Origin of the sequence: Streptomyces sp. Ag109_O5-1, assembly GCF_003814875.1 — a bacterium.
GTDB lineage: Bacteria > Actinomycetota > Actinomycetes > Streptomycetales > Streptomycetaceae > Streptomyces > Streptomyces sasae.
This window is the reverse complement of record NZ_RKQF01000001.1, coordinates 8,120,270-8,143,026: the sequence shown is the minus strand read 5'-3', so window position 1 is coordinate 8,143,026 and position 22,757 is coordinate 8,120,270. Positions and strand designations below refer to the sequence as shown.

General features: G+C 68.9%; 27 protein-coding genes and 2 pseudogenes. 9 read left to right on the top strand and 20 right to left on the bottom strand.

What is annotated here, in order from left to right; genetic code table 11:
* Positions 1 to 542: 542 nt before the first annotated feature.
* The 5 genes and pseudogenes from EDD90_RS37050 to EDD90_RS37030 form a co-directional block, all read right to left on the bottom strand.
* Positions 543 to 1,781 (bottom strand): IS256 family transposase, encoded by a 1,239-nt coding sequence (locus EDD90_RS37050; RefSeq protein ID WP_123972384.1) that lies wholly within the window; start codon positions 1,779 to 1,781, stop codon positions 543 to 545.
* Between the two features lie 418 nt (positions 1,782 to 2,199).
* Positions 2,200 to 2,598 (bottom strand): annotated as a pseudogene (locus EDD90_RS37045) (aldehyde dehydrogenase family protein); the annotation flags it as partial.
* Between the two features lie 664 nt (positions 2,599 to 3,262).
* Positions 3,263 to 4,285 (bottom strand): IS110 family transposase, encoded by a 1,023-nt coding sequence (locus EDD90_RS37040; RefSeq protein WP_123972389.1) that lies wholly within the window; start codon positions 4,283 to 4,285, stop codon positions 3,263 to 3,265.
* A gap of 112 nt (positions 4,286 to 4,397) precedes the next feature.
* Positions 4,398 to 4,724: a hypothetical protein gene (locus tag EDD90_RS37035; protein ID WP_123977274.1), complete on the bottom strand. Its 327-nt coding sequence runs from the start codon at positions 4,722 to 4,724 to the stop codon at positions 4,398 to 4,400.
* Positions 4,725 to 4,758: 34 nt separating this feature from the next.
* Positions 4,759 to 5,991, bottom strand: a pseudogene (locus EDD90_RS37030) (IS256 family transposase); the annotation flags it as partial.
* Positions 5,992 to 6,353: 362 nt separating this feature from the next.
* Here EDD90_RS37030 and EDD90_RS37025 point away from each other — a divergent pair.
* A complete protein-coding gene (locus EDD90_RS37025) occupies positions 6,354 to 6,602 on the top strand; it encodes a hypothetical protein (protein ID WP_123977270.1) in 249 nt (82 codons plus the stop codon).
* Here the strand turns inward: EDD90_RS37025 and EDD90_RS37020 are convergent.
* Together EDD90_RS37020 and EDD90_RS37015 are read right to left on the bottom strand one after the other, a co-directional pair.
* Complete coding sequence (locus EDD90_RS37020; RefSeq protein WP_123977268.1) at positions 6,583 to 7,206, bottom strand: NADPH-dependent F420 reductase; 624 nt, start codon at positions 7,204 to 7,206, stop codon at positions 6,583 to 6,585. The two genes, EDD90_RS37025 and EDD90_RS37020, sit on opposite strands and share 20 nt — an antisense overlap.
* Before the next feature lie 33 nt (positions 7,207 to 7,239).
* The gene (locus EDD90_RS37015) at positions 7,240 to 7,974 is read right to left on the bottom strand and encodes an SDR family NAD(P)-dependent oxidoreductase (RefSeq protein ID WP_123977266.1); all 735 of its coding nucleotides are present in this window, start codon (positions 7,972 to 7,974) and stop codon (positions 7,240 to 7,242) included.
* A gap of 143 nt (positions 7,975 to 8,117) precedes the next feature.
* Between EDD90_RS37015 and EDD90_RS37010 the strand changes: the two genes are divergently transcribed.
* On the top strand, positions 8,118 to 8,729 hold the full coding sequence (locus EDD90_RS37010; RefSeq protein WP_123977264.1) for a TetR/AcrR family transcriptional regulator: 612 nt from the start codon (positions 8,118 to 8,120) through the stop codon (positions 8,727 to 8,729).
* Positions 8,730 to 9,514: 785 nt separating this feature from the next.
* On the opposite strand, the gene EDD90_RS37005 is transcribed toward EDD90_RS37010, so the two are convergent.
* Entirely contained in the window at positions 9,515 to 10,426 is a 912-nt protein-coding gene (locus EDD90_RS37005) for a LysR family transcriptional regulator (protein WP_123977262.1), read from the bottom strand.
* Positions 10,427 to 10,712: 286 nt separating this feature from the next.
* Between EDD90_RS37005 and EDD90_RS37000 the strand changes: the two genes are divergently transcribed.
* The 4 genes from EDD90_RS37000 to EDD90_RS59135 all read left to right on the top strand — a co-directional run bounded on the left by EDD90_RS37000 (position 10,713) and on the right by EDD90_RS59135 (position 13,820).
* On the top strand, positions 10,713 to 11,345 hold the full coding sequence (locus EDD90_RS37000; protein WP_123977260.1) for an NADPH-dependent F420 reductase: 633 nt from the start codon (positions 10,713 to 10,715) through the stop codon (positions 11,343 to 11,345).
* 91 nt (positions 11,346 to 11,436) lie between these two features.
* On the top strand, positions 11,437 to 12,375 hold the full coding sequence (locus EDD90_RS36995) for an SDR family oxidoreductase (protein ID WP_123977258.1): 939 nt from the start codon (positions 11,437 to 11,439) through the stop codon (positions 12,373 to 12,375).
* Positions 12,376 to 12,453: 78 nt separating this feature from the next.
* Positions 12,454 to 13,113, top strand: a complete 660-nt coding sequence (locus EDD90_RS36990; RefSeq protein WP_123982034.1) for an NADPH-dependent F420 reductase — start codon at positions 12,454 to 12,456, stop codon at positions 13,111 to 13,113.
* Positions 13,114 to 13,226: 113 nt separating this feature from the next.
* Complete coding sequence (locus EDD90_RS59135) at positions 13,227 to 13,820, top strand: hypothetical protein (RefSeq protein WP_185149710.1); 594 nt, start codon at positions 13,227 to 13,229, stop codon at positions 13,818 to 13,820.
* A gap of 483 nt (positions 13,821 to 14,303) precedes the next feature.
* Here EDD90_RS59135 and EDD90_RS36970 read toward each other — a convergent pair whose 3' ends face one another.
* Genes EDD90_RS36970 through EDD90_RS36960 form a run of 3 tightly spaced genes read right to left on the bottom strand, consistent with a single transcriptional unit; the run spans position 14,304 to position 14,919 of the window.
* The gene (locus EDD90_RS36970; protein ID WP_123977254.1) at positions 14,304 to 14,504 is read right to left on the bottom strand and encodes a hypothetical protein; all 201 of its coding nucleotides are present in this window, start codon (positions 14,502 to 14,504) and stop codon (positions 14,304 to 14,306) included.
* Positions 14,501 to 14,725 carry a hypothetical protein gene (locus EDD90_RS36965; protein ID WP_260328366.1) on the bottom strand — a complete coding sequence of 75 codons (225 nt, stop codon included), beginning with the start codon at positions 14,723 to 14,725 and terminating at the stop codon, positions 14,501 to 14,503. The genes EDD90_RS36970 and EDD90_RS36965 overlap by 4 nt, the downstream gene beginning before the upstream one ends.
* Positions 14,722 to 14,919, bottom strand: coding sequence for a hypothetical protein (locus EDD90_RS36960; RefSeq protein WP_123977252.1), 198 nt, complete (start codon positions 14,917 to 14,919; stop codon positions 14,722 to 14,724). The genes EDD90_RS36965 and EDD90_RS36960 overlap by 4 nt, the downstream gene beginning before the upstream one ends.
* 226 nt (positions 14,920 to 15,145) lie before the next feature.
* Here EDD90_RS36960 and EDD90_RS36955 point away from each other — a divergent pair, with 226 nt between their 5' ends.
* Genes EDD90_RS36955 through EDD90_RS36945 form a run of 3 tightly spaced genes read left to right on the top strand, consistent with a single transcriptional unit; the run spans position 15,146 to position 16,781 of the window.
* Positions 15,146 to 15,406, top strand: a complete 261-nt coding sequence (locus EDD90_RS36955) for a hypothetical protein (protein WP_123977251.1) — start codon at positions 15,146 to 15,148, stop codon at positions 15,404 to 15,406.
* Entirely contained in the window at positions 15,378 to 15,905 is a 528-nt protein-coding gene (locus EDD90_RS36950; RefSeq protein WP_123977249.1) for a DUF6879 family protein, read from the top strand. The genes EDD90_RS36955 and EDD90_RS36950 overlap by 29 nt, the downstream gene beginning before the upstream one ends.
* 24 nt (positions 15,906 to 15,929) lie before the next feature.
* Positions 15,930 to 16,781, top strand: coding sequence for a helix-turn-helix transcriptional regulator (locus EDD90_RS36945; RefSeq protein WP_123977247.1), 852 nt, complete (start codon positions 15,930 to 15,932; stop codon positions 16,779 to 16,781).
* Positions 16,782 to 16,836: 55 nt separating this feature from the next.
* Here the strand turns inward: EDD90_RS36945 and EDD90_RS36940 are convergent, their stop codons facing one another.
* The 9 genes from EDD90_RS36940 to EDD90_RS36905 all read right to left on the bottom strand — a co-directional run bounded on the left by EDD90_RS36940 (position 16,837) and on the right by EDD90_RS36905 (position 22,755).
* Positions 16,837 to 17,517 (bottom strand): collagen-like protein, encoded by a 681-nt coding sequence (locus tag EDD90_RS36940; protein ID WP_123977246.1) that lies wholly within the window; start codon positions 17,515 to 17,517, stop codon positions 16,837 to 16,839.
* Entirely contained in the window at positions 17,514 to 17,780 is a 267-nt protein-coding gene (locus EDD90_RS36935; RefSeq protein WP_123977244.1) for a hypothetical protein, read from the bottom strand. The genes EDD90_RS36940 and EDD90_RS36935 overlap by 4 nt, the downstream gene beginning before the upstream one ends.
* A gap of 31 nt (positions 17,781 to 17,811) precedes the next feature.
* The gene (locus tag EDD90_RS36930) at positions 17,812 to 18,078 is read right to left on the bottom strand and encodes a hypothetical protein (protein ID WP_123977242.1); all 267 of its coding nucleotides are present in this window, start codon (positions 18,076 to 18,078) and stop codon (positions 17,812 to 17,814) included.
* Positions 18,079 to 18,092: 14 nt separating this feature from the next.
* Complete coding sequence (locus EDD90_RS36925; RefSeq protein ID WP_123977240.1) at positions 18,093 to 18,932, bottom strand: hypothetical protein; 840 nt, start codon at positions 18,930 to 18,932, stop codon at positions 18,093 to 18,095.
* A 2-nt stretch (positions 18,933 to 18,934) separates the two neighbouring features.
* On the bottom strand, positions 18,935 to 19,780 hold the full coding sequence (locus tag EDD90_RS36920) for a C1 family peptidase (protein WP_185149368.1): 846 nt from the start codon (positions 19,778 to 19,780) through the stop codon (positions 18,935 to 18,937).
* 68 nt (positions 19,781 to 19,848) lie between these two features.
* Positions 19,849 to 20,088, bottom strand: coding sequence for a hypothetical protein (locus EDD90_RS55870; protein ID WP_185149367.1), 240 nt, complete (start codon positions 20,086 to 20,088; stop codon positions 19,849 to 19,851).
* An 8-nt stretch (positions 20,089 to 20,096) separates the two neighbouring features.
* Complete coding sequence (locus EDD90_RS36915) at positions 20,097 to 20,858, bottom strand: hypothetical protein (RefSeq protein ID WP_123977236.1); 762 nt, start codon at positions 20,856 to 20,858, stop codon at positions 20,097 to 20,099.
* Positions 20,855 to 21,667: a hypothetical protein gene (locus EDD90_RS36910; RefSeq protein WP_123977235.1), complete on the bottom strand. Its 813-nt coding sequence runs from the start codon at positions 21,665 to 21,667 to the stop codon at positions 20,855 to 20,857. Before EDD90_RS36910 ends, EDD90_RS36915 begins: the two co-directional genes overlap by 4 nt.
* Positions 21,668 to 21,675: 8 nt before the next feature.
* Positions 21,676 to 22,755, bottom strand: a complete 1,080-nt coding sequence (locus tag EDD90_RS36905) for a DUF5047 domain-containing protein (protein WP_221305145.1) — start codon at positions 22,753 to 22,755, stop codon at positions 21,676 to 21,678.
* Between the last annotated feature and the right edge of the window lie 2 nt (positions 22,756 to 22,757).

Here is a 22,757-nt window from a genome sequence, read left to right as displayed (position 1 = left end):
CGTGAACGCGGCATCCGCGCCGATCATGGACCGCCGGACGCCCCCTGTATGGCAGCTGACACAGCGAAGGTGCACCGCGCTTCACGGCCGGCCTGAGAGATGAACCAAGCGAGACTGCCTCGCGTCCACTCAACCGCCGAGGCGTCGATGGCACACTCGCCGACCAGTCGATGGCCCGGCTCCCGACTACAGGAGTACGGATCACTCGCTGGGGGCGCTCTCCGTTCGGGCCAGCTCAGCAGCGGATTCCCCTTCCAGGCGCGAAGGCTCCACCCCGGCCGTCGGGGCGGAGCCTCTATGACCGGTGTCGCTGGCTGTCAACGGCCAGGACGTCTACCGGTGCAGAGCCAGCCTTCAGGCTGACCGTCCTTCGCGGGCATACCGGGCCGTTAGAAAGGCGCTCTCGACGGTGAGCACTCATTCCGCCCGGCGAAAGGGCTGCCACCATACGGTTTGCCTCCGCTCGCGCGGAGAGCAGGCGTACGCCTGCACCGGCCCGTGCCCGATGGTCGGTTCAGGTCATGTCCCGCGAGGTGGTGTAGTCACGGCAGCTGTTTCGGTTCCGGTTGTGGGGTGATTTCGGGTTCGGCCGGCTTGGTGGTGAAGAGCTCGGCCATGGAGGCTTCGGAGAAGTAGCGGCGGTCGAAGACCTGCCATTCGTCGTGGAGTTCGGCCAGGACCGCGGCGGCGAGCCGGTCAAGGGCGGCGGGGTTGGGAAAGACCTGGACGACGTCGGCCCGCCGTTTGATCTCCCGGTTCAGCCGCTCCAGCGGGTTGGTCGACCAGATCTTCTTCCAGTGCGCCGGCGGGAAGTCGGCGAACGCGGTGATGTCCGTTGCCGCATCCAGCAGCATCGTCTTGACCTGCGGGAACTGCCGTCCGAGCATGTCGGCGACCACGTTCAGTTGGGTGCGCACCTGCTCACCGGTGGTCTGCGCGAAGATGGTGCGGATGGTCGCGGCGACCATCTCCCCGGAGCCCCTTTCGATCACCGAGAACACGTCCCGGACGAAGTGAACCCGGCACCTTTGCCAGGCCGCACCGAGGAAAACGGTGCGGATCGCGGCCACCAGACCGCTGTGGCTGTCGGAGATGACCAGCTGGACGTTCTCCAGGCCGCGGGCCCGCAGCGAGCGCAGGAACTTCGTCCAGAACGGCTTCGACTCACTGTCGCCGACCATCAGCCCGAGGATCTCGCGGTGTCCGGTGGCGGAGATCCCGGTGGCGATGACCACGGCCTGGGAGACGATCCGGTGGTTGACCCGGGCCTTGCAGTAGGTGGCGTCCAGGAAGACGTAGGGGAAGACGGTGTGCTCCAGCGGCCGCTCCTTGAACGCGGTCAGTTCTTCGTCCAGCTCACCGCAGATGCGGGAGACCTCGGACTTGGAGATCCCGCTGTCCGCACCGAGTGCTTTGACCAGGTCGTCGACCGAGCGGGTCGAGACACCATGCACGTATGCCTCCATCACCACGGCGAACAACGCCCGGTCGATCCGCCGCCGGCGTTCCAGCAGCGACGGGAAGAATGACCCGCTCCGCACCTTCGGGATCTTCAGGTCCAGATCGCCGGCCTGCGTGGTCAGCACCCTGTCCCGGTGCCCGTTGCGCCAGGTCGTGCGCGTCTGGGAGTGCTCGCGCGGCGCGGCACCGATCACCTCGGTGGCCTCGGCCTCGATCAGCTCCTGCAGGATGCGCTCGCACACCACCCTGATTGCTTCAACTCCATCGGCCCGACGTAGTGACTCAAGCAGCCGCATCAGCTCAGACTGGGACAAGGCCATCGCGTGCTCCTCCGGTCGAACTGCCCGTTCACCAGAGAGACTTGCGCGATGGCCTGCCCTTGTTCAGGGAGCATGCACCGCCGGCGGATGCACGCCCCGAGCAGACACCCGCGCGTTCCGGGACCCTGCCCGGCTACACCACTTCACGGGACGCCATCTCGGTTCACCTCCGCGCGAGCGGAGGTGAACCGCCGCCGTCCGCAAATCCGGCATCCTCACCGTCGTCCTCTCCGCGCGAGCGGAGGTGATCCGCCCACCACGGGCTCAAGCACGACGCTCCAGCACCCCTCTACGCAGGAATTCACCGCCGGACAGGTCGTTCGTGAAAGTCCCCGGCTTGTCCCTGGATCGGCGATGACTCCCAGGGCGCGAGGGCGGCGTGTTCCCAGGCCTGTCGCGAAGTGTCCGACAGGTCGGTTCAGAAGGGGTAGTGCGCTTGCTGCGTGGCGATGGTCACCCAGCGGGTGTTGGAGAACGCTTCGACCCCCCAACGGCCGCCGAAGCGCCCATACCCGGAGGCCTTCGCTCCACCGAACGGGGCTTGCGGCTCGTCGGCCACCGACTGGTCGTTGATGTGCACGATGCCCGTACGGATCCGGCGCGCCACCGTCAGTCCGTGGGTGGCGTTCTCCGTGATGATGCCGCAGGTCAGGCCGTTGTCGGTGTCGTTGGCGAGGGCCACCGCGGTGTCGTCGTCGGTGAAGGTCTCGATGACGCAGACCGGGCCGAACGCCTCCGCGTGGTACAGGTCCGCGTCCCTCGGGACATCGGAGAGGACGGTCGCCGGGTGGACCGCGCCGTCCGGTTCACCGCTGCCGACATGTGTTCCTGCCCTTGTGGCCCCTCAATGGCCCCTGGGAGGCGATGAGTTGGGCGCTCACCACAGAGGCAGCCGCGTCCGCGCAGTTCAACCAAGGGGACAGAACCCTCGCACAGCGGATTTTCTTTCCAACGCGCAAGGGCTCCGCCCCTCTGCTCGGGGCGGAGCCTCGATCGCCGTTTCCGCAGGCCAGACGTCTACGCGCAGCTTAGTCGAGTTCAGACACAACGAGGTTCCCACGGTTTCCGTCTCGGCACTGGCAATCGCGGCGCCCCTGCCGACTGCTCCGGATCGAGGGGCAGCCCTACGCTGCACTCTCGGCTTACGCTAGCCGTCGAGCAATAGTCATTCCTGAAGGGGTGGGTTTGGTCAAGGGCGGTATATCTGCTGGTTGTTGATGGTTCTGGGCAGCGTTGACCGGCTCGCGGGCAACGGGTGAGGTCGGCGAGGGTGCGTGTGTTCTGTGGGGTTGTGGGTGTCGCTCGTCTCCGCTGTGTGATGCAGGAGGGCAGGGCCATGGCTCGGCTGCCGGTCATTCCTTCGCGGCGTGAGGCCGCATGGAGCGGTGCGACGTGCGGCAGGCGGGGTCAATCAAAACCGCGACCGCGCCGGGTGGGGGTCAGACAATTGCCCGACCGCGCGCCTGCCGCCACCGAGCTGCTCACGCGGCCTGGCGGGCCAGGGCGCGGATGTGCCCGTCGCGCAGCCCGTAGTAGACCAGGGTGAGCAGTTTGCGGGCCGCGGCGATCTTCGCGATGTTCTTGCCGCGGCGGGCCTCGATCCGGGCCCGATCCTCCTTGATCTTGGGGGTGGTCTTGCGCTGGATAGCCTCCACGACCGCCCAGCGGACCAGCTTGCTGCCCTGTTTGGTGACGTGTCCGCGGCGTGCGACGGTGTCGGACTCGTAGTGGCGCGGGGTCAGTCCGGACCAGGAACACAATCGGTCGGCGGAGGGGAAGCGGTGCACGTCGCCGATCTCGGCGACCAGCACGGCCGCCAGTACAGGCCCGATGCCGGGCAGCCACTGGATGGCCCCGCAGCCGGCGTGACCGCGAAGTCGTTCGGCGATGCGGCGGTTGAAGAGGTCTTCCTCCGCGTCGAGGATGTCGATCAGCTTCAGCAGGGACGCCACGCGCTGGGCATAGGCGCCGGACAGAGCGGTCTGCTCGAGCTGGGCACGGCCATCGACCCCGAACAGGTCGGACACCGCGATGAGCACGCCGACCTTCGCAAGCACGGCATGTACCTGAGCCTTCAGCCCGGAGCGGAGCGCGACCAGCTTGGCCCGGTAACGCACGAGTTCGCGCAGTTCCCGGGTCTCGGCCGGGGCGATCCATGACTCCGGCAGCCGCCCCATGCGCAGTAGGTCGGCCAGGTCCGCGGCATCGCGGACATCGTTCTTGACGCGCCGATAGGCGAAGCCCTTCACGCCCAGTGGGTGCGCCAGGTGAACCTGTGCTCCGGCCGCCTGGAGCACGTCGGCCGCCCAATACCAGCCGTAAGTGGCCTCCAGGACCACGTCCGGGCGGGTCCCGGCCTGCTCGATCTGCAGGCCCAGCGCCACCGGGTCGTTGACGATTCGTACCGCGCTCAGCTGCTCGCCGTGATCGGTCTGCCGCACGATGACGGATCGCCTGCGGTGCAGGTCGATGCCGACGTATTGGTGTCCGTCATACTCGCTCACCAAGGGCCTCCTTCGCCGTGACGAACGTGAGTACCCGGGACCTACCCCGGCAGCCCACGGGGGCGGAGGCCCCGCCCCTTCATCGCATCAAGACTTGTGGATCGGCAGTTGCTCAGCTTCGAGTTGATCGGAGCCTGGTGAGTCCTCCGACCGCCGAGAGCTCGTCGTCGAGAGGCTCGGCGGCGGCCGGCGAGGTGATGAGCAGGAGTACCGACACGTCGGGGTGCTCGTCGTCGTAGAGATCGTCTTCCCCGTCGTCTCCGGGAATGGCGTTCGGCTGGATCTGGAGGCGGGTCGTGTCGGCGAGGGTGGCCAGGAAGTAGACGCCGAGGTAGTCGCTCTCGCGTTCGGTGAAGGTCACGTCGAGTCGGTCGGCGAGCAGGCTGGCCAACTCCTTGGCCGTGTAGGAGTTCGTGCCGTAGGTGTCGGAGATGGTCATCTGGGCATTCTCCTCAGGCCGCGTGGCTTTCGGTGCGTTCGACCAGCAGGCCGTTCTCGAACCGGGCCCCGGCCCGGACGAGTGGGACCAGGTGGGCTCCGGTGATCGCCCGCCAGCGGGCCTGGGCGGATTCGACGAGCTTGAACACCATGGCCAGGGCCGCGGCCGGGCTGCCGGCGCCTCGGGTGACCTTGGTCCGGAGCTTGACGGTGGAGAAGGTCGACTCGATGGGATTCGTAGTCCGCAGGTGGACCCAGTGCTCGGCCGGGAAATCGTAGAACGCGAGCAGCTCGTCCCGGTTGTCGGTGATCTTCGCGACGGCCTTGGGCCATTTCGTGCCGTAAGTGCGGGAGAACGCCTCGATCGCCTTCTCTGCGTGGGCCCTGTTCTCTGCGTTGTAGATCTCCTGCATTGCCTTCGTCGCGCCCGGCTGTGCGGACTTCGGAAGACAGTTCGTCACATTACGGGCTTTATGGACCCAGCAGCGCTGGTGCCGAGCGGTCGGGAACACCTCGATCAGGGCTTTCCACAGGCCCATCGCGCCGTCACCGATGACGATTTCGGGGTCACGCATGCCGCGGCGGCGGCAGTCGCGCAGCAGGTCGGCCCACGACTCGGTGGACTCCCGCAGTCCCTCGGCCAGCGCGATCAGCTCCTTGGTGCCGTCCAGGCGGACGCCGAGGAGGACCAGCACGCACGAGTGCGCCTGGCCGAGCCGCACCTTCGGGTGGACCCCGTCGGCCCATACGTAGACGAAGTCGCGGTCGGACAGGTCCCGGTCCTGGAAAGCGGCGTGGTCGTCGCTCCACTGCTTCGTCAGCCGGGTCACCGTCGCGGCCGACAGTCCAGCCGTGCCGCCGAGGAACTGCTCCAGCGCGGGCACGAAGTCTCTGGACGACAGTCCGTGTAGGTAGAGCAGCGGCAGCACCTCCGAAATCTTTGGTGACTTGCGGCACCATGGCGCCAGGATCTTGGAGGAGAACCGCTTGCGCTCGCCGGTGGCCTCGTCGACGCGGCGGTCGTTGACGCGCGGCGCGGTGACCTCGACCGGCCCGGCGGCGGTGACGACTGTCCTGGGCCGGTGGTGGCCGTTGCGTACGACCAGGCGCCGTCCGCGCTCGTCGGTCTCGGCAGCCAACTCGGCTATGTACTGGTTGACTTCCGCCTCCAGCGCGGCGGCCAGCATCCGGCGGGCGCCCTCGCGGACGATCTCGTCGATCAGGGAGCCGGACGCGATACAGCCGTCGGCATTCACTACGCTCAGCACGGGCGTGCCTTCCCGACCCGCGCCGCGAACGCGGGCCTACTCGGAGACCTTCAAGGGATCATCGGGAAGGTACGCCCTCCGCGTTCCTCCCGGCACCGATCCACAGGTTCCGAGCATTGCTCCTAGCCGTCTGGCAGAACGGCAGGCCGGCTGATGCCCAGACGAGGAGAACGCAGGTCCCGGCAGGCGGCGATGCCGCTTGAGCGGGGCGGGCAGGTGTCCCGGATCGAGACGCGTGAGCTGATCCACACCAATCCCAAGGGCACGGCCATGCGGCGCGTGATCTGCCCGGGGACGATCGGTGCTCGCGGTTGGTCGCCCAGTTGGCGCACGCCTGGATCGCCCGCCACCGGGCTACGGCCTTGACGAACAGCCAGAGCTATACGCGCGTGATCAGGCTGCTTGCCGAGTTCACCGACGACTGTCTGGCGGCCCGGGGGCTGGACGCGGCCCAAGCACGGCTGGAGGAAGCGGTCATCGACCTGAGGGAAGTGATCTTCGCCTTCGAGAAGGACGTGCAGGACCGCTACCCCACCGACTCGCCACGGGTTCACTTGGCGAGACCTTTCGGTGACCCGTCAAACCGTTTGCTCAGACATGAAGTTCGGTGATGCTGAGGGCGAAGTCCAAGTTCCCCACCCCGTGGTTGGCGAGGCCCACCGTGACCACGCCCGCTCCTTCCAGCCAGTGCGCCATTTTCAGGCCGCCGACGTCCAGCGGGCGCAGTCCGAGGCTCTCGATGAACGCCTCCACACTTGCCTTGGCCTGCGCATTGTCGCCGGCGATGAAGACATCGGGCCGGCCTGTCTCCAGGACATGGCGGAAGACGGTGTTGAACGCCTTCACCACGCTGGCGCCGGCCGGGGCCGTTTTGGCGACTTCCTGCGCGATCGAGGTCTCCTCGCGGTGGGCCAGCCCGTCGAACGTGGAGTTGAAGGGATTGCTGATGTCGACGATGACCTTGCCCGCGAGAGCGTCTCCGTACTGGGCGACGGCCGGCACGACACCGTTGTACAACAGGGCCACGATGACGATGTCCCCGGCCGGGGCGGTGCCCCATTCTCCGGTCGTGGCGCCGTCGCCGAGAGCCTTGGCCAGGTCAGCGGCCTTGGACTGATCGCGGCCCATGACCTCGACGGTGTTGCCGCCCGCTATTGCCCGCGCGCCGATGGTGCGGGCCATGTTTCCGGTGCCGATGATGCTGATGTTGCTCATGGGATGTCCTGCCCTGGTGGTGTGCTGTCCGGTTCAGATGGCGGTGGTGCCGCCGTCGGCGACGAGTTCCATGCCGTTGACGTAGCTGGAGTCGTCGGAGGCGAGGAAGAGGGCGGCGGTGGCGATTTCGTCGGGGCGGCCCATCTGGCCGCGGGGGATGAGGGACTCGAACTGGCGCTTGGTGGCCTCGTCGAAGAGTTCTTCCTGCTTGGCGGTGGCGACCTGGCCCGGGGTCAGGACGTTGACGCGGATGCGGCGGTCCTTGAGTTCGTTGAGCCAGATGCGGGCCCACGCCTGCTGGACGGCCTTGCTGCCGGCGTAGACGCTCCAGCCGGGGAAGGCGCCGAGGGAGGCGTTGGAGCCGGTCATGAGGATGGAGCCGCCGTCGTTGAAGAGCGGGAGGGCCTTCTGGACGGTGAACAGGGTGCCGCGGGCGTTGAGCCCGAACCAGGTGTCGAACTGGGCCTCGGTGATCTCGCCGAGCGGGGCGGGCTCGCCGCCGCCGGCGCTGGCCCACAGCACGTCGAGGCTTCCCTTCTCCCGCTTGACGGTGTCGTACAGGCGGTCCAGGTCGTCCAGGTCGGCGGCGTCGCCCTGAACGCCGGTGACGTTGCGGCCGATCTGCTGCACGGCCTCGTCCAGGGCGTCCTGGCGGCGGCCGGTGATGAAGACGTGTGCTCCCTCGTCGACGAACAGCTTCGCGCCGGCCAGCGCCATGCCGCTGGTGCCGCCGGTGATGACAGCAACCTTGCCGTCGAGCTTTCCCATAGTCATTCCCTTGGGTCGGTGGTGCCGTGCGCACCTGGGACGACGGTGTTATGTACACCGCACTGTGTACGTACCGTACGGGGCGGGCGGCCGGGGCACAACTATGTACACCGGTCGTTACCCGGCTCGGGTACGATGGGCCCATGACGGAGTTGGAGAAGGGCCCCACGGGCCGCCGCCGCGGCCGGGGCGCCCGCGAGCGCATCCTCGGCGCGTCCCAGCAGCTGTTCCGCGAGCAGGGCATCAACCGCACCGGCATGGACCAGCTCTGCGCGGCGGCCGAGGTGTCCAAGCGCACGGCCTACCAGCACTTCACCGGCAAGGACGAACTCGTCGCCGAGTACCTGCGCCAGTTCGACCCCTCCGTTCTGTCCGGCGTGTTCGACCGCACCGACCTCACGCCCCGCGAACGGCTCCTCGCCGCCTTCGACATCCCCCCCACCACACCCCTGTGCCCCTACATCGCCGCCGCCGTCGAACTCCACGACCCCCAGCACCCCGCGTCCCAGTACGCACGCGACTACAAGAAAGCCGTCGCCGCGCGGCTCGCCGACACCGCCCGCGAAGCCGGCGCCGCCGACCCTGAACAACTCGGCGAGCAACTCGCGCTGCTCCTCGACGGCGCCGCGGCCCGCACCCGGGTCCTCAACGCCGACGCCTTCCCCACCGCCGCCGCCGTCGCCGCCGTCCTCATCGACAACGCCATCCCTGCCACAGCCGGCGATGACCGGCGACGGGAGGAAGGGCCAAGCTGACTTGACACTCCGCGGCCGGACTGGACGCGCTGCCCCTCGCGCGGCTGCACCCGCTGGCACGCGACACCAGCCGCCTGGCACCTGGCCCGGACCTGTCGGCTTTTACGGAACTGGCCGCCAGCCCACTGAAGGCCGCAGCAGAAGCCGCCAGGGAGAGCGGCGACCCCCGAAGGCTTCAGGAGTCCGAGGCCGTCATCCCGGCCCAGGGCGCTGACGCGCCGCCGGTTCGAACAGACGGCTGATCACATCAGTCCGTACGCGATGGCGCATGAACTCGTACGCAGCTGGGAGGTTCTGAAGATGCGGGTGGCCCGCCAGCGTCGCTGGCGGGCCACCCGCATCTTCAGAACCTCTAAGAGCCGGAGACTTGCCATCCCCCTCATCCACTCCACCGCGGCGCTCTCCTCGCGGGGCAGCACGGCGTTGGCTTCTGGACAGAGCCACCTGAACCATTCACGCTGATCATCAGTGAGCGGCCCATCTCGGCCACGCCAGCCCGAAACGAAGGCCAACAGGCGGGCAGCAAACACGTCCAACTGAAACCCGCCGTCGGGTTCTGGATCCCACGGACCGACTCCCGACACCACGAACGGCAGACCGCCGGCAATCAGCCGACTTGAGCCGTATCCGCAGCTCATACTTGCAGGCGGTCTCAGGTGCCTCGGGGCCCCCTCAGACAACTGCCGGCCGAAGAACGGAACCGGCTCAGAGGTCAGCCGCAACAGCACCACTCCGTCAGGCCATTTCACTCTCCAGCGGATGATGGACGGGGGCAGCCGAACTACTCAAGCGTGCCTTGAGACGACATCGCCTCCAAGCTGCCACATCTCATAGTTCCCACATTCCGCCGTGATCTCGGCCGTCGACTGAGCCGCAGTGACGAAGTCATCGACCACCGGCGAGGTGTGCGATGCCGCCACCGCGAGGCACACCTGGTCGGGCACCAGATCCGGGATGGGCACATAGACGACGTCCGGATGCGAGTAGAACACGGACGCCGAACGGGCCAGGAAGGAGATACCCCGGCCGGCCGCGACGTGCTCGAGCGTCTCGTCCACCCCGCGCACCGGGTACCCGGCATTGGGGAGCGGGCGCTTGGTGGGCTGCGTGCTCGGGTCACCGTGCCAGACCAGCGTTTCGCCGGCCAGGTCGGCCTCGGTGACCTCGTCCTTGCCGGCCAACCGGTGTCCGGCGGGCAGCACCGCCACCCGCGGCTCGGTGTACAGCGGGGTGACGCGCAGGCCTGCCTCGTCGATGGGCAGCCGCACATAGCCGACGTCGACGCGGCCGTCGAGCAGCATCGCAGCCTGGTCGTCCCCTTCGATCCGCTGCACGTCCACGACCACGTCCGGGTGCCGGCCCTCGAACGCACGGGCCGCCGGGATGACTGCAACGCCGGCCCGGAAACCGACCATCAGCCGACGCTTGCCGCCGGCGGCCGCGGACACCCGGCGGCGGACCGCGTGGGTTGAGGCGAGCAGCGGACCGGCGTCGGCCAGCAGTTGCCGGCCCGCATCTGTCAGCTCTACGCCGTGGCGATCCCTGGTGAACAGCGAGACGCCGAGATCCTGCTCGAGCGCACGGATCTGCCGGCTGAGCACCGGCTGTGCGATGTGAAGTTCATCGGCGGCGCGGCCGAAATGCAGCCGGTCGGCCACGGCGACGAAGTAACGCAGTTTGCGCATGTCCAGATCCATGGCACCTCCCGATCCGGTGATGTCTTCAGGGTATCACCACGGTTGAAAGAGGTCTTGGACACCCACTCGGGCCAATGGCAGCCTGAAATAGGCACCTAATGGGGCCGGGATGAATCCGGTGCAGGAATTCGGTATCCGAATGTGATGGCAGGGTCCAGGCCCAGAAATGAGCACATCGGGAATTGAGCGCCTCCCATCGCGTCATTCGACGGCGTCGACGACCCGACCGTCAACGACGACGGGGTGGGCATGGCGTTCTGTCCAGCTTCAGAAAGCAGGCACACCAATGAGCAGCATCAGCATCATCGGCCTGGGGAACGTGGCCCGTGCCCTGGCCGCCCGGGCGCTCGCCGGCGGCAACGCCGTCGAGATCATCGGCCGTAACCCGGCCAAGGCCAAGGAATTGGCCGCCGCGCTCGGCGGCGCCGCTGTCGGGGCGGTCGGCGCCGCCCCGGCCGGGGACATCGTTGTCCTCGCCTTGCCGTACGCCGGTGCGGCGGCGGTGGTGAGCGAGTACGGGGACGCGCTGCAGGACAAGGTCATCATCGACGTCACCAATCCCGTCACCCCCGATTTCAAGGGCTTTGTCATCCCCGATGGCAGTTCCGGCGCGCAGGAGATCGCCAAGGCCGCGCCCGCCGGCGCGCATGTCGTGAAGGCGTTCAACACCCTGTTCTCCCATGTTCTGGCGGTCGGCCCGGCCGAGGGTCGTCAGTTGGACGTGTTCATCGCCGGCGACGACGCGCAGGCAAAGGCACGCGTGTCGGCGTTCGTCGAGAGCCTGGGGCTGCGCCCCTGGGACACCGGGGATCTGTTCATGGCGCGGGCACTGGAGAACGTCGGCCTGCTGGAGTTGGGCCTCATGAACCACTCCGTCAAGCACCCCAATTTCTCCCTCGGCATCGCCCTTCTCGGCTGAGTGCACCCTTACCACTATCTCTCGTGCCGCATTACGCCGGTTCGCTTACGGCACGGGAAGACCCTGCACCTACCCTCACAAGGACAGTCAGATGCGCGTATTCGTCGCTGGGGGGACCGGCCATTCCGGTTCATACATCATCCCCGAACTCATCGCCGCCGGGCACGAGGTCACCGGCCTGGCCCGGTCGGACGCTTCCGCGGCGGCCTTGTCCGCGCTCGGCGCGAAGGTGCGTCGCGGCGACCTCCAGGATCTCGACGGGCTCAAGGAGGCAGCCTCGAGCTCCGATGGCGTCATCCACGTCGCCCACAGGCAGGATCTGCTGCCCGCCGGCGGGATGGACGCCGTGGCCGCTGCGGAGCTCCCGATCATGCTCGCGTACGGCGAGGCACTCGCGGGAACCGGAAAGCCGCTGGTCACGGCGGGGAGCATTGGCTCACCCGGGCAGCACCTGGGCCGGCCGGCCACCGAGGAGGACCCGGCCCTCCCCGCCGGCGAGGAGCACAAAAGCACCCTGCGGATCCGCAACGTCGTGGAAAGGGCCGTAGTCGACCTCGCCGAGCAGGGGGTGCGGTCTTCGGTCGTGCGGATCGCCAACATCGCGCACAGCACGACCGATCGTGCCGGCTTCCTCCCCACGCTGATCGCGCTCGCGAAGGAAAAGGGCTTCATCGGCTACGACGGCGACGGCGCGAACCTGTGGAACGCCGTGCACATCCGCGATGCCGCCACCTTGTTCCGCCTGGCGCTGGAGAAGGGGCCGGCCGGCAGATACTGGCACGCGGTCGAGGACGGGGGCATCCCGTTCCGCGACATCGCCGAGGCCATCGCCAGCCGCCTGGGCCTGCCCGCCGTGAGCGTTCCCAACGATTCCCTGATGACGCCGGGGTACTTCGGGTTCCTCACGAATATCGTCACGCAGAGCTACCCGGCATCCAACCTCATCACCCGCCGGACCCTCGGCTGGGAACCCGCCCAGCCCGGCCTGCTCGCCGATCTGGACAACGGCCATTACTTCCCCGCCGGCTGACGGCAGGAACCCGGATCGTAACGAGCCCGGCAGCCGGCAAGTTCGGCTCTTCTGAGAGACGTTGAGATTATGACGACTGTGGGTTTCATCGGAAGCGGAAGCATCGGCAGGACCCTCGCACGACTCGCTGTCGGGGCCGGGCACCAGGTGGTGCTCAGCAACGCGCGCGGTCCCGAAACGCTCGCGGACACGGCCGCGGAACTGGGGCCGCGGGCGTCCACGGCGACGAGCGAAGAGGCCGCAGGGGCCGGTGACATTGTCGTGATCACGGTGCCGGTCAGCGCCTTCCCCCACGTGCCCGCCACGCCACTGGCCGGGAAGACGGTCATCGACACCTGCAACTACGGCCCCGAGCGTGACGGGCACATCCCCGAGCTCGACAACAAGTCCCTCACCTCAAGCGAGCTGCTTCTCCAGTACGTCCCGGACGCCCTGCTCGTAAAGGCGTTCAACAACATCTTCTTCAAGCACCTGCTGTCACTCGCCCGCCCGGCAGGGGCGGCCGACCGCTCCTACCTGCCGATCGCCGGGGACTCAGCACCGGCGAAGGCGGCGGTGACCGAATTCATCGCCTCCATCGGCTACAGCGTGGTAGACGCGGGAACGCTGGCCGACAGCTGGCGGCAGGCGACGGGCACACCAGTGTGGGGAACACCGTACGGGCCGTACTCGAACGAGAAGGGCCAGCCGGTCGGCGAGGACGCCATCCGCGCGGCACTGGCCACCGCAACGCGGTGACCGTCAATTATCGCGGACCGTCATGTGGTCCGACCGCGCGACGCCCCCGCCCGGGGGCGGATTCCAGCGGTCGTTGCAACACGTGGTCGGTGTGAGGGGGTCGTGAGGAGTGTATGCAGGCGCTCGGCCGGGGTTTCCCAGCCGAGCGTTTTGCGTGGTCGGCCGTTGAGTTCGGCGGCGACGGCGTCAAGGGGCTGCGCTCCAGCTCGGCCGCGGTCTTCCCCACCGGCGCCTTCTGTGCGGGCTTGGACCTTTTCCACAGCCTGGTGCCGCTGCTCTCCCCGGCCGCAACAGGCGCCGTCGCCCCCGACTGGCTCCTGGGCTTCTGCCGCGGTGCCGGAGGCCTGGTCGGCGGCTACCTCGGCGCCCGCCTCCAACCCCACCTGGCCGACACCCCACTCCGGCTCCTGCTCGGCACCCTCGCCACCGGCATGCACGCCATACGCGATCCAGATCGTGCGCTTTCCGCACGTGGCTCAGCCCTGAGGAACGCGGTGCGCCGTCCATCGAACCGGTTCCTCTTCGGGCCGTTTCCCTGGCCCGGTGAACGGCAGCCCATGCCGCGGAACCAGCAAACGGGACAACGGAACCGGCCCGGAAACACCTTCGGCCTGACCCCGGCCGCGTCCTCCCGGCCCCTGTACGGCCCCTGGGTATTGGGGACGACCCCCAGAGCAGCCGCCCCGGACCGAGAGCGGCAGCCTTGAACACCTACTCCGCCGCAGGTCAGAGGGGTTGGATCTCCCCGGCACGCTGCCGGGCTCCAAACCCACGAGCAGCGGATTCAGTCCGTTCAGGCAAAGTTGACGATCCGACAGGACAAAATGAACGTTTCCGCAGGTCAGAGACCTGTACTGGTGGGGCGGGTGGGACTCGAACCCACGGCCGACGGATTATGAGTCCGAAGGTATTGCTCCGGCTCACTCTGGGTGGCTCCGGCTACTCCGGAAATCCCTGGTCGTGAGGGTCTGCTACTCCGGCTCACTCCACCGATTCCGGGCCCCGGCGGGACCTCCGCTCACGCACCGCTCACGCAGGCTGGCTATCCGGGAGGCGCCCTGAACTGGGCCGATTCCATTATCCCGCACTCCCCCGCGCACCACAATGACATGGAGAAGCCCCGGCCGGATCGGCGTCCGGCCGGGGCTCGGACCGGCCCCGGCACACCGTCTGCGCCGGGACCGGGGGCTCTACCAGCGCAGGCCGACAGCGTCCCCGGGCCAGCGGCGCTGGTACGGGTTGCTGTGTTTGCCGGAGCCGTGGCGGTCCTTGGCGCTGCGGGTGCAGAGCGCGCCGCTGGAGTGCCGGGACGCGCAGAGGCCGGCCGCGCGGTACCCGTCGCCCCTGGCGCTGGCCATGAGTTCCTTCGTGGCCGCACTGATCTGCTTCATCGCGGGGCACCTTCCGGCAGTCGTTCGATGAGACCGAGCTGGAGCGCGCAGCTCGGGCAGGCGTAGACGTCGATGCTCATGTCGTGGGCGCCGATCATCCCTTCGGCACGGCCGGCCTTGACGGCGCCCTTGGAGAGCGGGGCGCGGCAGAAGACGCACGCCCACCCGGAGTGCTGGGCTCTGGTCAGCCAGGTTGCGTCGGGCAGGTCGTAAGGCTTCACGGCTGGTCGGCGAACGGGATCAGGTTGCGCCGCTCGCGGCAGCGCGCGCAGGCGGAGTGCCTGCCTCCGGGGCCGGACGGGACCTCCACCACCTGGATCACTCGGACGTCCTCACCAATGCCCTTGTGCCAGTGGCACCATCCGACCCCGGTGAGGCTGGCCGGGGTGGTCACGGTCTGCGTAGTCTCTGCCACGTCGACTCCTTCGCAGTCGGCCACGCCCCGGGAGGTGACCGCCTCGCCGGGGCATTCGCGTATCTGCCGAAGCTAGGAGCGCGATGTGCAGCAAAGCCAGCAATGTGCAGATCTTTGCAGGCACCGCGAACCAGCCGCACAGCTGTCGTATTCGCGCCCTTGACCAGCAGGCCCGACCGGGCGACGGTGGCGCAAAGAACTGCACATCGCGTGGACGGAGAAGGACGTGACACTACGGTTCATCGGAATCGACCCCGACACGAAAACGGCAGACTCTCCCACCGTGTGGGTCGACCAGGAGAAGAAGGAACTCGTCTTCCAGGGCTGGAAGCCGGACCTCGAACTGGAAGCAGAGTGCGCAGCGTTCGAGGTCCCGGGGCACGCCGTCGGCATCCCGGCCGACGAGGCAGTGATCCGGATCCCCGCGAGGATGGCGCAGATGATCAGGGAGGCGTGCGATGTCGTCGAGCGAACCGACGATCGCTGAACTCATGGCCCAGTGCACGCGCTCGGCCGTGCACCTCGAGATGCGGGACCACTACGGAGTCGCCCACGAGGCCGAGGACTTCAGGGCGTGGCTGGAGACCGGCCGACTCGACACCGACCCAGCGTCGCCGGACTGGGCCCCCTGGGTCGACCTCGTCTCGCAGGCCCTCGCCCGCGGCGTCACCGTGCGCCGGGCCCGCATCGTGTCCGAACCCGTCTCCGACTACATCCGCTACGAACACGCCTCCACCATCGTCAACGTGCAGGCCGGCGAGGACGTTCGGTGGCTGCCCCGCCGCCGAGCATCCGATATCGCCCTGCCCGGCAACGACTTCTGGCTGTTCGACGACCGCGTGATCCGATGGGGCTACTTCTCCGGCAACGGCGCCATGGTCGGCCACGAGATCTCCGATGAGCCCGCTGCCGCGAAGCTGTGCTCGGAGGCCTTCGAAGCCGTCTGGTCCCGAGCCATCCCCCACGCCCAGTACAAAATCAACTGACCAGGAAGCACCAGCAGCCAGCCCATGCCCGCCTCACCGTCCTCCTCAGCCCAGGCCGCCCGTGAAGCCGTGGCCCACCGGCTGCGCGACCTCCGCAAGGAAGCCGGCCTGACGGTCGTGCAGCTGGCTGCTGCGTGCAACTGGCACTACTCCAAGACCTCCCGCATCGAGAACGCGCTCACCGGGCCGTCGGCCAACGACATCCGCAACTGGTGCGCCGCCACCGGCGCCGAGGACCAGGCACAGGATCTCGTCGTCCAGTCCATCAACGCCGAGTCCATGTACCGGCAGTGGCGCGACCAGGTCCGTGCCGGGCTCCGGCACATCCAGGAAAGCCGGGTGAAGGCATTCCGGGAGACCGAGTGCCACCGCCTGTACTCCGCCGGCCTCGTACCCGGCCTGCTGCAGACCGAGGGCTACGCGCTCGCCGTCCTCGGGATCGCCGCGGACGTTCACGGCCTGCCGGTCGACGACAGCGCCGAGGCCGCTCGCGCCCGCATCGAGCGTTCGCGCATCGTCCACGAGCAGGGGCGCCTCTTCGTCGTGGTCATCGAGGAGCCGGTCCTGTACTACCGGATCGCCGACCCTGACGCGATGGCCGCGCAGCTCGGCTATCTCCTCACCGCCGGCGCACTGCCCGCGGTATCCCTCGGCATCGTCCCGACGGCGGCCCGACGCACGCACTGGCCCGAGGAGACCTTCCACATCTATGACGACCGGCTCGTGTCCGTCGAGTTGGTGTCGGCCGAGGTGAGCGTGACACAGCCCGGCGAGATCGCCCAGTACCTGGAAACCTTCGAGCGGCTCCGTTCCATGGCCGTATACGGCGCCGAGGCGCGCGCCCTGGTCCTCAAGTCCATCAACGCGCTGAGTTGATCCCGGACGCACGAAAGCGGCCCCGCCCTCCCGAAGGAGAGCGGGGCCGCTCGTGTTACAGCCGCCGGTACGAGGCGGTCATGGTGAGCACCGCGAGGCCGAGCAGGCTGCGGCTCTGCGGCTCCGGCGTGCTGCTGCTCGCGCCGGTGATGTGGCAGGTGTAGTGCGTGGACCCGGCACTGTCCGGCGCGCATTCCTGGGTGTTGCCATCGCCGTCGGTGAAGGTCCAGCCGGACGGCGGCGGCCCAGTCTCCCCGCGCTCCCCCTGCGGCCCCTGCTCGCCCTGGGGGCCGGGGACGGTGGAGTCGGCGCCGGGCTCGCCCTGAGGCCCCTGGGGGCCGGTGGCGCCGACCGCTCCTGATGCGCCGGGCGACGGGGTGACGGTCGGCGCTGCCTTACCCGGATCGCCCTTGTCGCCCTTCGGGCCTGGCGGCCCGGGAATCGGTACGGGGACCGCGGCCCGGTCGGGCAGGTTCTTGACGGCCTTGGTCGGGTCAGGTGCGGCCGGCGTGCCGCCCTTCGCCTTGATCTGAGCACGTAGCACCCGCACGTCGGACGCGAGGGTGGTGACGGCCTGCCCGCGCAGATCAGCCTCTGCGGAGAGCTGGTCGGCACGCGATGCCTCGGCCTGGACGCGCACGTACACGAGCAGGACGGCCCCGGTGAGGGCGAGGAGGAACGCGAGGAGGGCGATGGGCTTCCACCGTCGAGCGAGCACGCGTTCGGCGCGCGTCATGGTGTGCCTCCCAGCGTCTGCACCAGGAGTCGCAGCCGTGCCGACTCGGCCCGCTCGGCGGCGAGCTCCATCTTGAGGGTGGCCACCTCGGTCTTCAGCTCCTGGCGTTCCTCCTGGAGCTGATCCGTAAGGCTGTTGAAGCCTGTCACCGCGCTGCCCTCCCGTTGGGGCCGCCCCGCGACCTTGGAGCCGTACATGGCGGCCCCTCCCGTCACGGCGGCGCTCCCGATCACGCCGAGGGCCGCGACGAGGGCACCGTCCATGCCACCTCCAAGACGCGCTCATGGGGCAGGGTCAGGCGCCCTTGACGAAGGAAGCGCTGTTCTTGTCGCCGAACGGTCTGGCCAGGATCCCCTTGACGAGCGACCCGGCCGCGGCGAGGCCGGCCGCGGCCATCGTCTCCCAGAACGAGGCGTGGAACATGTCGGCCGGGCCCGCGGCAACGCCGACGCCGCAGGCCGCGACGACGAACGTGGCAGCGGTGCGCTCGCCGAGGTCCTTGGCGTACTGGAGGCCGGTGCGCTCCAGCTGGCCGAGGTTGGGCAGGTTGATGTCAGACATGGGGTTCCTTCCGGTCAGGTGGTGACGGTGAAGCTGTGCCGGGCGGCGAGCAGCTGCAGGGAGGTCTTGCCGGGGATGCCGTCCGCAGCGGTGCCGGTGAAGCCTCCGCCGACTGCCGAGCGCTGCCAGCGGGCGTATGCGGTGACGGTCTTGGTGCCGAAGCTGCCGTCGACGTACTGGGCCTCGAGGAGGCCTTCGGCCTTCAGGGCGCGTTCGACCACGAGGACTTCAGCCTGGTGCGTGGTGTGGCCCTGGGCTGCCGCCGGGTCGTGCTGGGCGGCGTAGACCACGTGGGCCAGGGACACTGTGGGCTTCGTGGCGGGCGCCGTGATGGCTGCGGAGGCTGTACCGCCGAGAGCCGGATCGGCGCAGATCGTGCCTTCCGGGTAGGCGGGAACGCCGTAGCCGTAGGGGCTGCCGGTGCCGCGGCGGGGGCGCTGGTGCAGGTAGACCCCGTCGCCCTGGTAGGAGCCGCTGTCGTTGCTGTTGCCTTCGATGGTCCAGATGGTGTCTGCGTCGTACTTCCACACGATGCCGGTGTGGTCGCCGCCGCCGGGCCCCATGTAGAACGGGCCGCCGAGGACGGGGTACTCGGTGAATCGGTTCTGCTTCTTCCACCAGGCGACCGCGAGCGCGCACGATGCGGTCATCGGCCACAGCGCGTCCATGCCGGTCTTGTGGGCGCCCCAGCACTCGAAGGTGGCGCACCACGGCTGGCCGTCCGACCACTGCAGGCCTGGGGTCTGCTCGGAGAACTTCTGGATGTTGTTCCAGTTGCCGTTCGCGTCACGGCCCTCGTGGTAGCCGGCCTGGCTCTTCAGGAGGTTGACGAACTCGTCACGGAAGCTGGTCATGGTCAGACCCCCAGTCCTTCGAGGGCGCTACGGACGGCGGCGCCGACCTGGGCGCCGGACGGCGCGGCCGGTCCCGGAGTCGGCGTCGGGGAGCCGGTGAGCGCAGGTACGGTGACGTCGCCCTGCTGGGAGAGCAGCCAGGCGAGGTCCGCGGCGGTGAAGTAGCCCCAACCGGCGTCGCCCCACGTGGTGTTCCAGGAGTTCGGCACCCAGTACTCGCCCGTCGACGCGTCGTACTTGGACAGCTCCAGCTCGTGGCCGCCCGCGATGGGGGACGTCTTGTCGACGATGATCCGGCCGTCGTTGGCCGTGTCGAACGCGCTCTGCGGCCACTCGATGCCGATCATCACGGCCCCGGACTGCAGCGCCGAGTTGAGGGCTGCGATCGAGAACGCGTGCGTGTACGTCCCGGCGAGGCCGAGCGCCTTCAGCGCCTTCGCCACACCGATCCCGGTCGAACCGGTGTCGTCCGGCGGGTAGGTGCCGGAGATCCCGTCGAGGATCGTTGCCAGCTTGTACAGCCAGACCGCGAACGACTCGTCCAGGTCATACGTCCCGGCCACGAACACGCCGTGCGAGGCTGCGGCCCCGGCCGGGGTGATGGTGACCTTCGTCGAGGCGGTACGCCCGGCCGAGTCGGTGCCGAGGATGCCCGTGCCTGCGTTACCGGTGCACGAACCCAGGCTCCCCTGGTCGAGGATCGGGATGCGGCGCGTCCACTCGACGGTCTTGATGGCGGACTTGGGCAGGACGCCGTGCGCGTACCGGAGGCTGCGCGGGTCGTGCTCGACGTGCCGGCCGAGGTGCTGGCCCGGGCGGTGGTGCTGCTCGATGAGACGGATGGTCACGTGTGCTCCTGAGGGCATGAAAAACGCCCCGGGCCGGTCGGCTGGGGCGTGGGCTGGGCGGGGAGTGGTCAGGACGGGAGCATGTCCCGCACGGTGTTCGAGGTGTACGACTTCATCCCGACGACCCCCGGGAAGCGGGGCGACAGCAGGTCGACCAACTGCTGGAGCAGGTCGTCGCCCTCCGGCTCGGTGGACTGGCTCTCGACGGAGATGGTCACTTGGAATGCGGTGATGGAGGCGTTGCTGTAGCGGCCGTTCACAACCCATACTGCGGGGTTCTGGCTGGTCTGCGGCACGTCGAGCGGCATGCGTGCTCCTATGCGGTGTAGGTGGTGACGATGACGATGCCCGGGGCACCGTTGTTGCCGGCGAGCGCGGTCTGGCTGGCCGGGTTGGAGCCGCCCGACGCGCCGCCGCCGTAGGCGTAGCCGTCGAATCCGCCGGTCTGGGACGCAGCGATACCGGTGGCCCTGCGCATGTTGCCCAGGAAAGAGGCGCCGCCGTTGTTGTACTTCAGTGGAATCAGGGTGATGACCTGCCCGTTTCCGCCGTCGCCGCCTGCGATGCGCCAGTCTCCGCCAGTGCCGCCGGATCCGCCGTTGGCGCCGCCGAGACTGGCGCTGCCGGTGGTGACGGTGGCGCCGCCACTGCCGGTGCCGCCCACTGCGGTGATGAGGGCGCCGAAGCTGGAGGTCCCGCCGTTGTTAGCGGTGTTGGCCCCTGCCGTGCCTCCGGTGCCGCCCGCGCCGACGGTGACCGCCACGCTGGAGCCGGCAGCCGCCGGGGTGAACCATCCGGCGGCGTATTCGCCCCCGCCGCCGCCTGGCGCGCACGCGGCCTGGCCGGAGCTGGTGGCGGCAACCCCGCCGGATCCGCCGCCGCCCCCCTGTACCTGGACGTGGACGAGGATGGCGCCCGCGGGCCTGGTCCAGGTACCGGAGGCGGTGAAGATCTGCCGATCGACGTTCCCGATGATGATGCCGTCGGCGGTGGTGGCCAGGGCCTGCATCAGTTCCCAGATGCGGGTGTTGTCGGTGTTCTGGGGGTACTGGATGCCCTTGGTGGTGGTGCTGCTCATGAGCTTCGCCTCCAGGAGATCGTGACGGTGAAGGCTGCGCTCCAGGAGCCGCGCCCGGCGAGGTGGATGTATGGGTCGTCGCTGCTCACGCTGATGCCGATGCCGCCGCGGGTGCCGTCGATGAGGGCCTGCCCCCAGCTGGTCGGCAGCGTGAACGTGGATGTGGCGCCGATTGTCAGAGAGGGACCGCTGGTCGTCTCGTTGAGCGTCGGTGCGCCTCCGGGGCGGCTGGTCTGGGAGACGAGCCGCAGGGTCGCTGACCGGGCCGCGTAGTCGCCGGCCGACAGTCGCTTGATCTGCACCGTGGCTCTGGTGCAGGTCGCCCCTGACAGGGTGTGTGGCTTGCTGCCGTAGAAGGCGACGCCGGTGTTGCGGCCGTAGCTGCTGCCTCCGTAGCGGCCCTGGTAGAGGTCGAACGAGTTGGTGGGGTCGCCGTCGGAGCGCCAGGAGCCGTCCCGGTAGCAGGCGGTGGCCGTCGGCACGCAGGTGAGCGTGCCGGTCCGGACGACGGGCTTGGGGGCGGGCGGTGTGTCTCCGGTGTCCACCGGCGTGCTGTCGGCCGGGGCCGGGGTCGCCGGGGTTGTGGTGGGCGCCGCGGGTACGACGTTGATCACGTAGTAGGTGCTGGCGAGGCGCGCCAGCAGCAGGACGTTCCCGGCCGCGATGGTGAGGCCGGTTGCCGCGCGTGCGGTGACCGTGATGCCGCCCACCTTCACCAAGCAGGCGTTCCCCGAGACGGCTGTCTGGGCGATGCCCCGCACCATGCCGGTACCGGCCGTGCTGACCCTGGTGTCGGCGAAATCTGGCACCGCTCCCCCTACAGCACTCGGACGGTCAGGTTCATCTCGCCGGGCGAGTACGGCAGCGACAGGATCTCGATCGCGCAGCGGGCGTTCGTGAGGCCGGCGCCGGTGACGGTGAGGATGTCGCCGGTGACCAGGCCCGGGTGCGGCACCATCGTGACGGCGAGCTTCCGGTAGGCCTGCCGCCGCAGGAGCGCGAGCTGCGCCGCGGCGGCCGTGCGGCACTGGGCAACCGTGGTGAGCAGGCTCGACTGGTAGGAGTAAGGGACTGGCAGCGGGTTGAAGTTCCCGCCGTACTGGAACGGCGAGGTGGCGCTGCTGTCGTAGGCGACGCCCTGGAGCTGGTTGCCGTTGGCGTCCTCGCCCTGGGCGACCACGCAGTTGTAGGCGCCGTCGCGGGTGGTGGATCCCTGCCAGCGCACCACCGTGCCGGTGTCCGGGTCGTCGCTGATGGCCAGGACCGCGGCTCCGGCGTCGCTGACCGGCTCGATCATGAGGTAGCCGTCCTCGGTGACCCGTTCGGCCGCGCCCCAGGCGCCGAGGACTTCGGTCACGGCGCCGAGCCGGTCGCTGTCCCACTGCATGCCGAGCGGGACCGCGCGGTCGACGAGCGTGCCGTCGAAGGAGACGGTCAGGGCCGGTTCGATGAGCGCTCGGACGACCGAGGCGAGCGTGTCGGAGGCTCCCGGCTGGAACGGGCTGACCAGTGTCGCCTCGTCGATGAGGGTGAGCAGGCCTGCGCAGCTCACCGTGACCGTGTCGCCATCGGTCGACGAGTCGGTGATGAGGAACCAGCCGCGGTTGATCCACTCGGTGCCGCTGCTGCCGATGTCGACGCCGTAGTCGATGCGGAGGATCTGCCCGTAGGCGGCGAGCGGGTGGGTGGGGTCGGTGCCGGGGTCCCAGTCATATCCCTTGTCCCGGCGCGGCACGGTGAGGGTGATCTGTTCGGGGACGGCCAGGGAGCGGTCTCGGGACTCGCTGCCGTCGGCGATGGGGATGTCGTCGGTGAGAAGCTGGCCGCCGAGCCATGACTCGGCCCTCATGGCCATCGTGTGGGAGCGCTGGACGACGGCGAGCGCCGTGGCGGACATAT

Coding starts and splice junctions, on each gene's coding strand:
- EDD90_RS55870 (WP_185149367.1), bottom strand. CDS start 20,088: ATGCCGCTCGACGTGCCGCAGACCAGCCAGAACCCCGCAGTATGGGTT.
- EDD90_RS37005 (WP_123977262.1), bottom strand. CDS start 10,426: ATGGATCTGGACATGCGCAAACTGCGTTACTTCGTCGCCGTGGCCGAC.
- EDD90_RS36970 (WP_123977254.1), bottom strand. CDS start 14,504: ATGAAGCAGATCAGTGCGGCCACGAAGGAACTCATGGCCAGCGCCAGG.
- EDD90_RS36950 (WP_123977249.1), top strand. CDS start 15,378: ATGTCGTCGAGCGAACCGACGATCGCTGAACTCATGGCCCAGTGCACG.
- EDD90_RS36915 (WP_123977236.1), bottom strand. CDS start 20,858: ATGAGCAGCACCACCACCAAGGGCATCCAGTACCCCCAGAACACCGAC.
- EDD90_RS36905 (WP_221305145.1), bottom strand. CDS start 22,755: ATGTCCGCCACGGCGCTCGCCGTCGTCCAGCGCTCCCACACGATGGCC.
- EDD90_RS36935 (WP_123977244.1), bottom strand. CDS start 17,780: ATGGACGGTGCCCTCGTCGCGGCCCTCGGCGTGATCGGGAGCGCCGCC.
- EDD90_RS37000 (WP_123977260.1), top strand. CDS start 10,713: ATGAGCAGCATCAGCATCATCGGCCTGGGGAACGTGGCCCGTGCCCTG.
- EDD90_RS37050 (WP_123972384.1), bottom strand. CDS start 1,781: ATGGCCTTGTCCCAGTCTGAGCTGATGCGGCTGCTTGAGTCACTACGT.
- EDD90_RS37015 (WP_123977266.1), bottom strand. CDS start 7,974: ATGGGAAAGCTCGACGGCAAGGTTGCTGTCATCACCGGCGGCACCAGC.
- EDD90_RS37010 (WP_123977264.1), top strand. CDS start 8,118: ATGACGGAGTTGGAGAAGGGCCCCACGGGCCGCCGCCGCGGCCGGGGC.
- EDD90_RS36930 (WP_123977242.1), bottom strand. CDS start 18,078: ATGTCTGACATCAACCTGCCCAACCTCGGCCAGCTGGAGCGCACCGGC.
- EDD90_RS37020 (WP_123977268.1), bottom strand. CDS start 7,206: ATGAGCAACATCAGCATCATCGGCACCGGAAACATGGCCCGCACCATC.
- EDD90_RS59135 (WP_185149710.1), top strand. CDS start 13,227: ATGCAGGCGCTCGGCCGGGGTTTCCCAGCCGAGCGTTTTGCGTGGTCG.
- EDD90_RS36995 (WP_123977258.1), top strand. CDS start 11,437: ATGCGCGTATTCGTCGCTGGGGGGACCGGCCATTCCGGTTCATACATC.
- EDD90_RS36945 (WP_123977247.1), top strand. CDS start 15,930: ATGCCCGCCTCACCGTCCTCCTCAGCCCAGGCCGCCCGTGAAGCCGTG.
- EDD90_RS37035 (WP_123977274.1), bottom strand. CDS start 4,724: ATGACCATCTCCGACACCTACGGCACGAACTCCTACACGGCCAAGGAG.
- EDD90_RS36940 (WP_123977246.1), bottom strand. CDS start 17,517: ATGACGCGCGCCGAACGCGTGCTCGCTCGACGGTGGAAGCCCATCGCC.
- EDD90_RS36925 (WP_123977240.1), bottom strand. CDS start 18,932: ATGACCAGCTTCCGTGACGAGTTCGTCAACCTCCTGAAGAGCCAGGCC.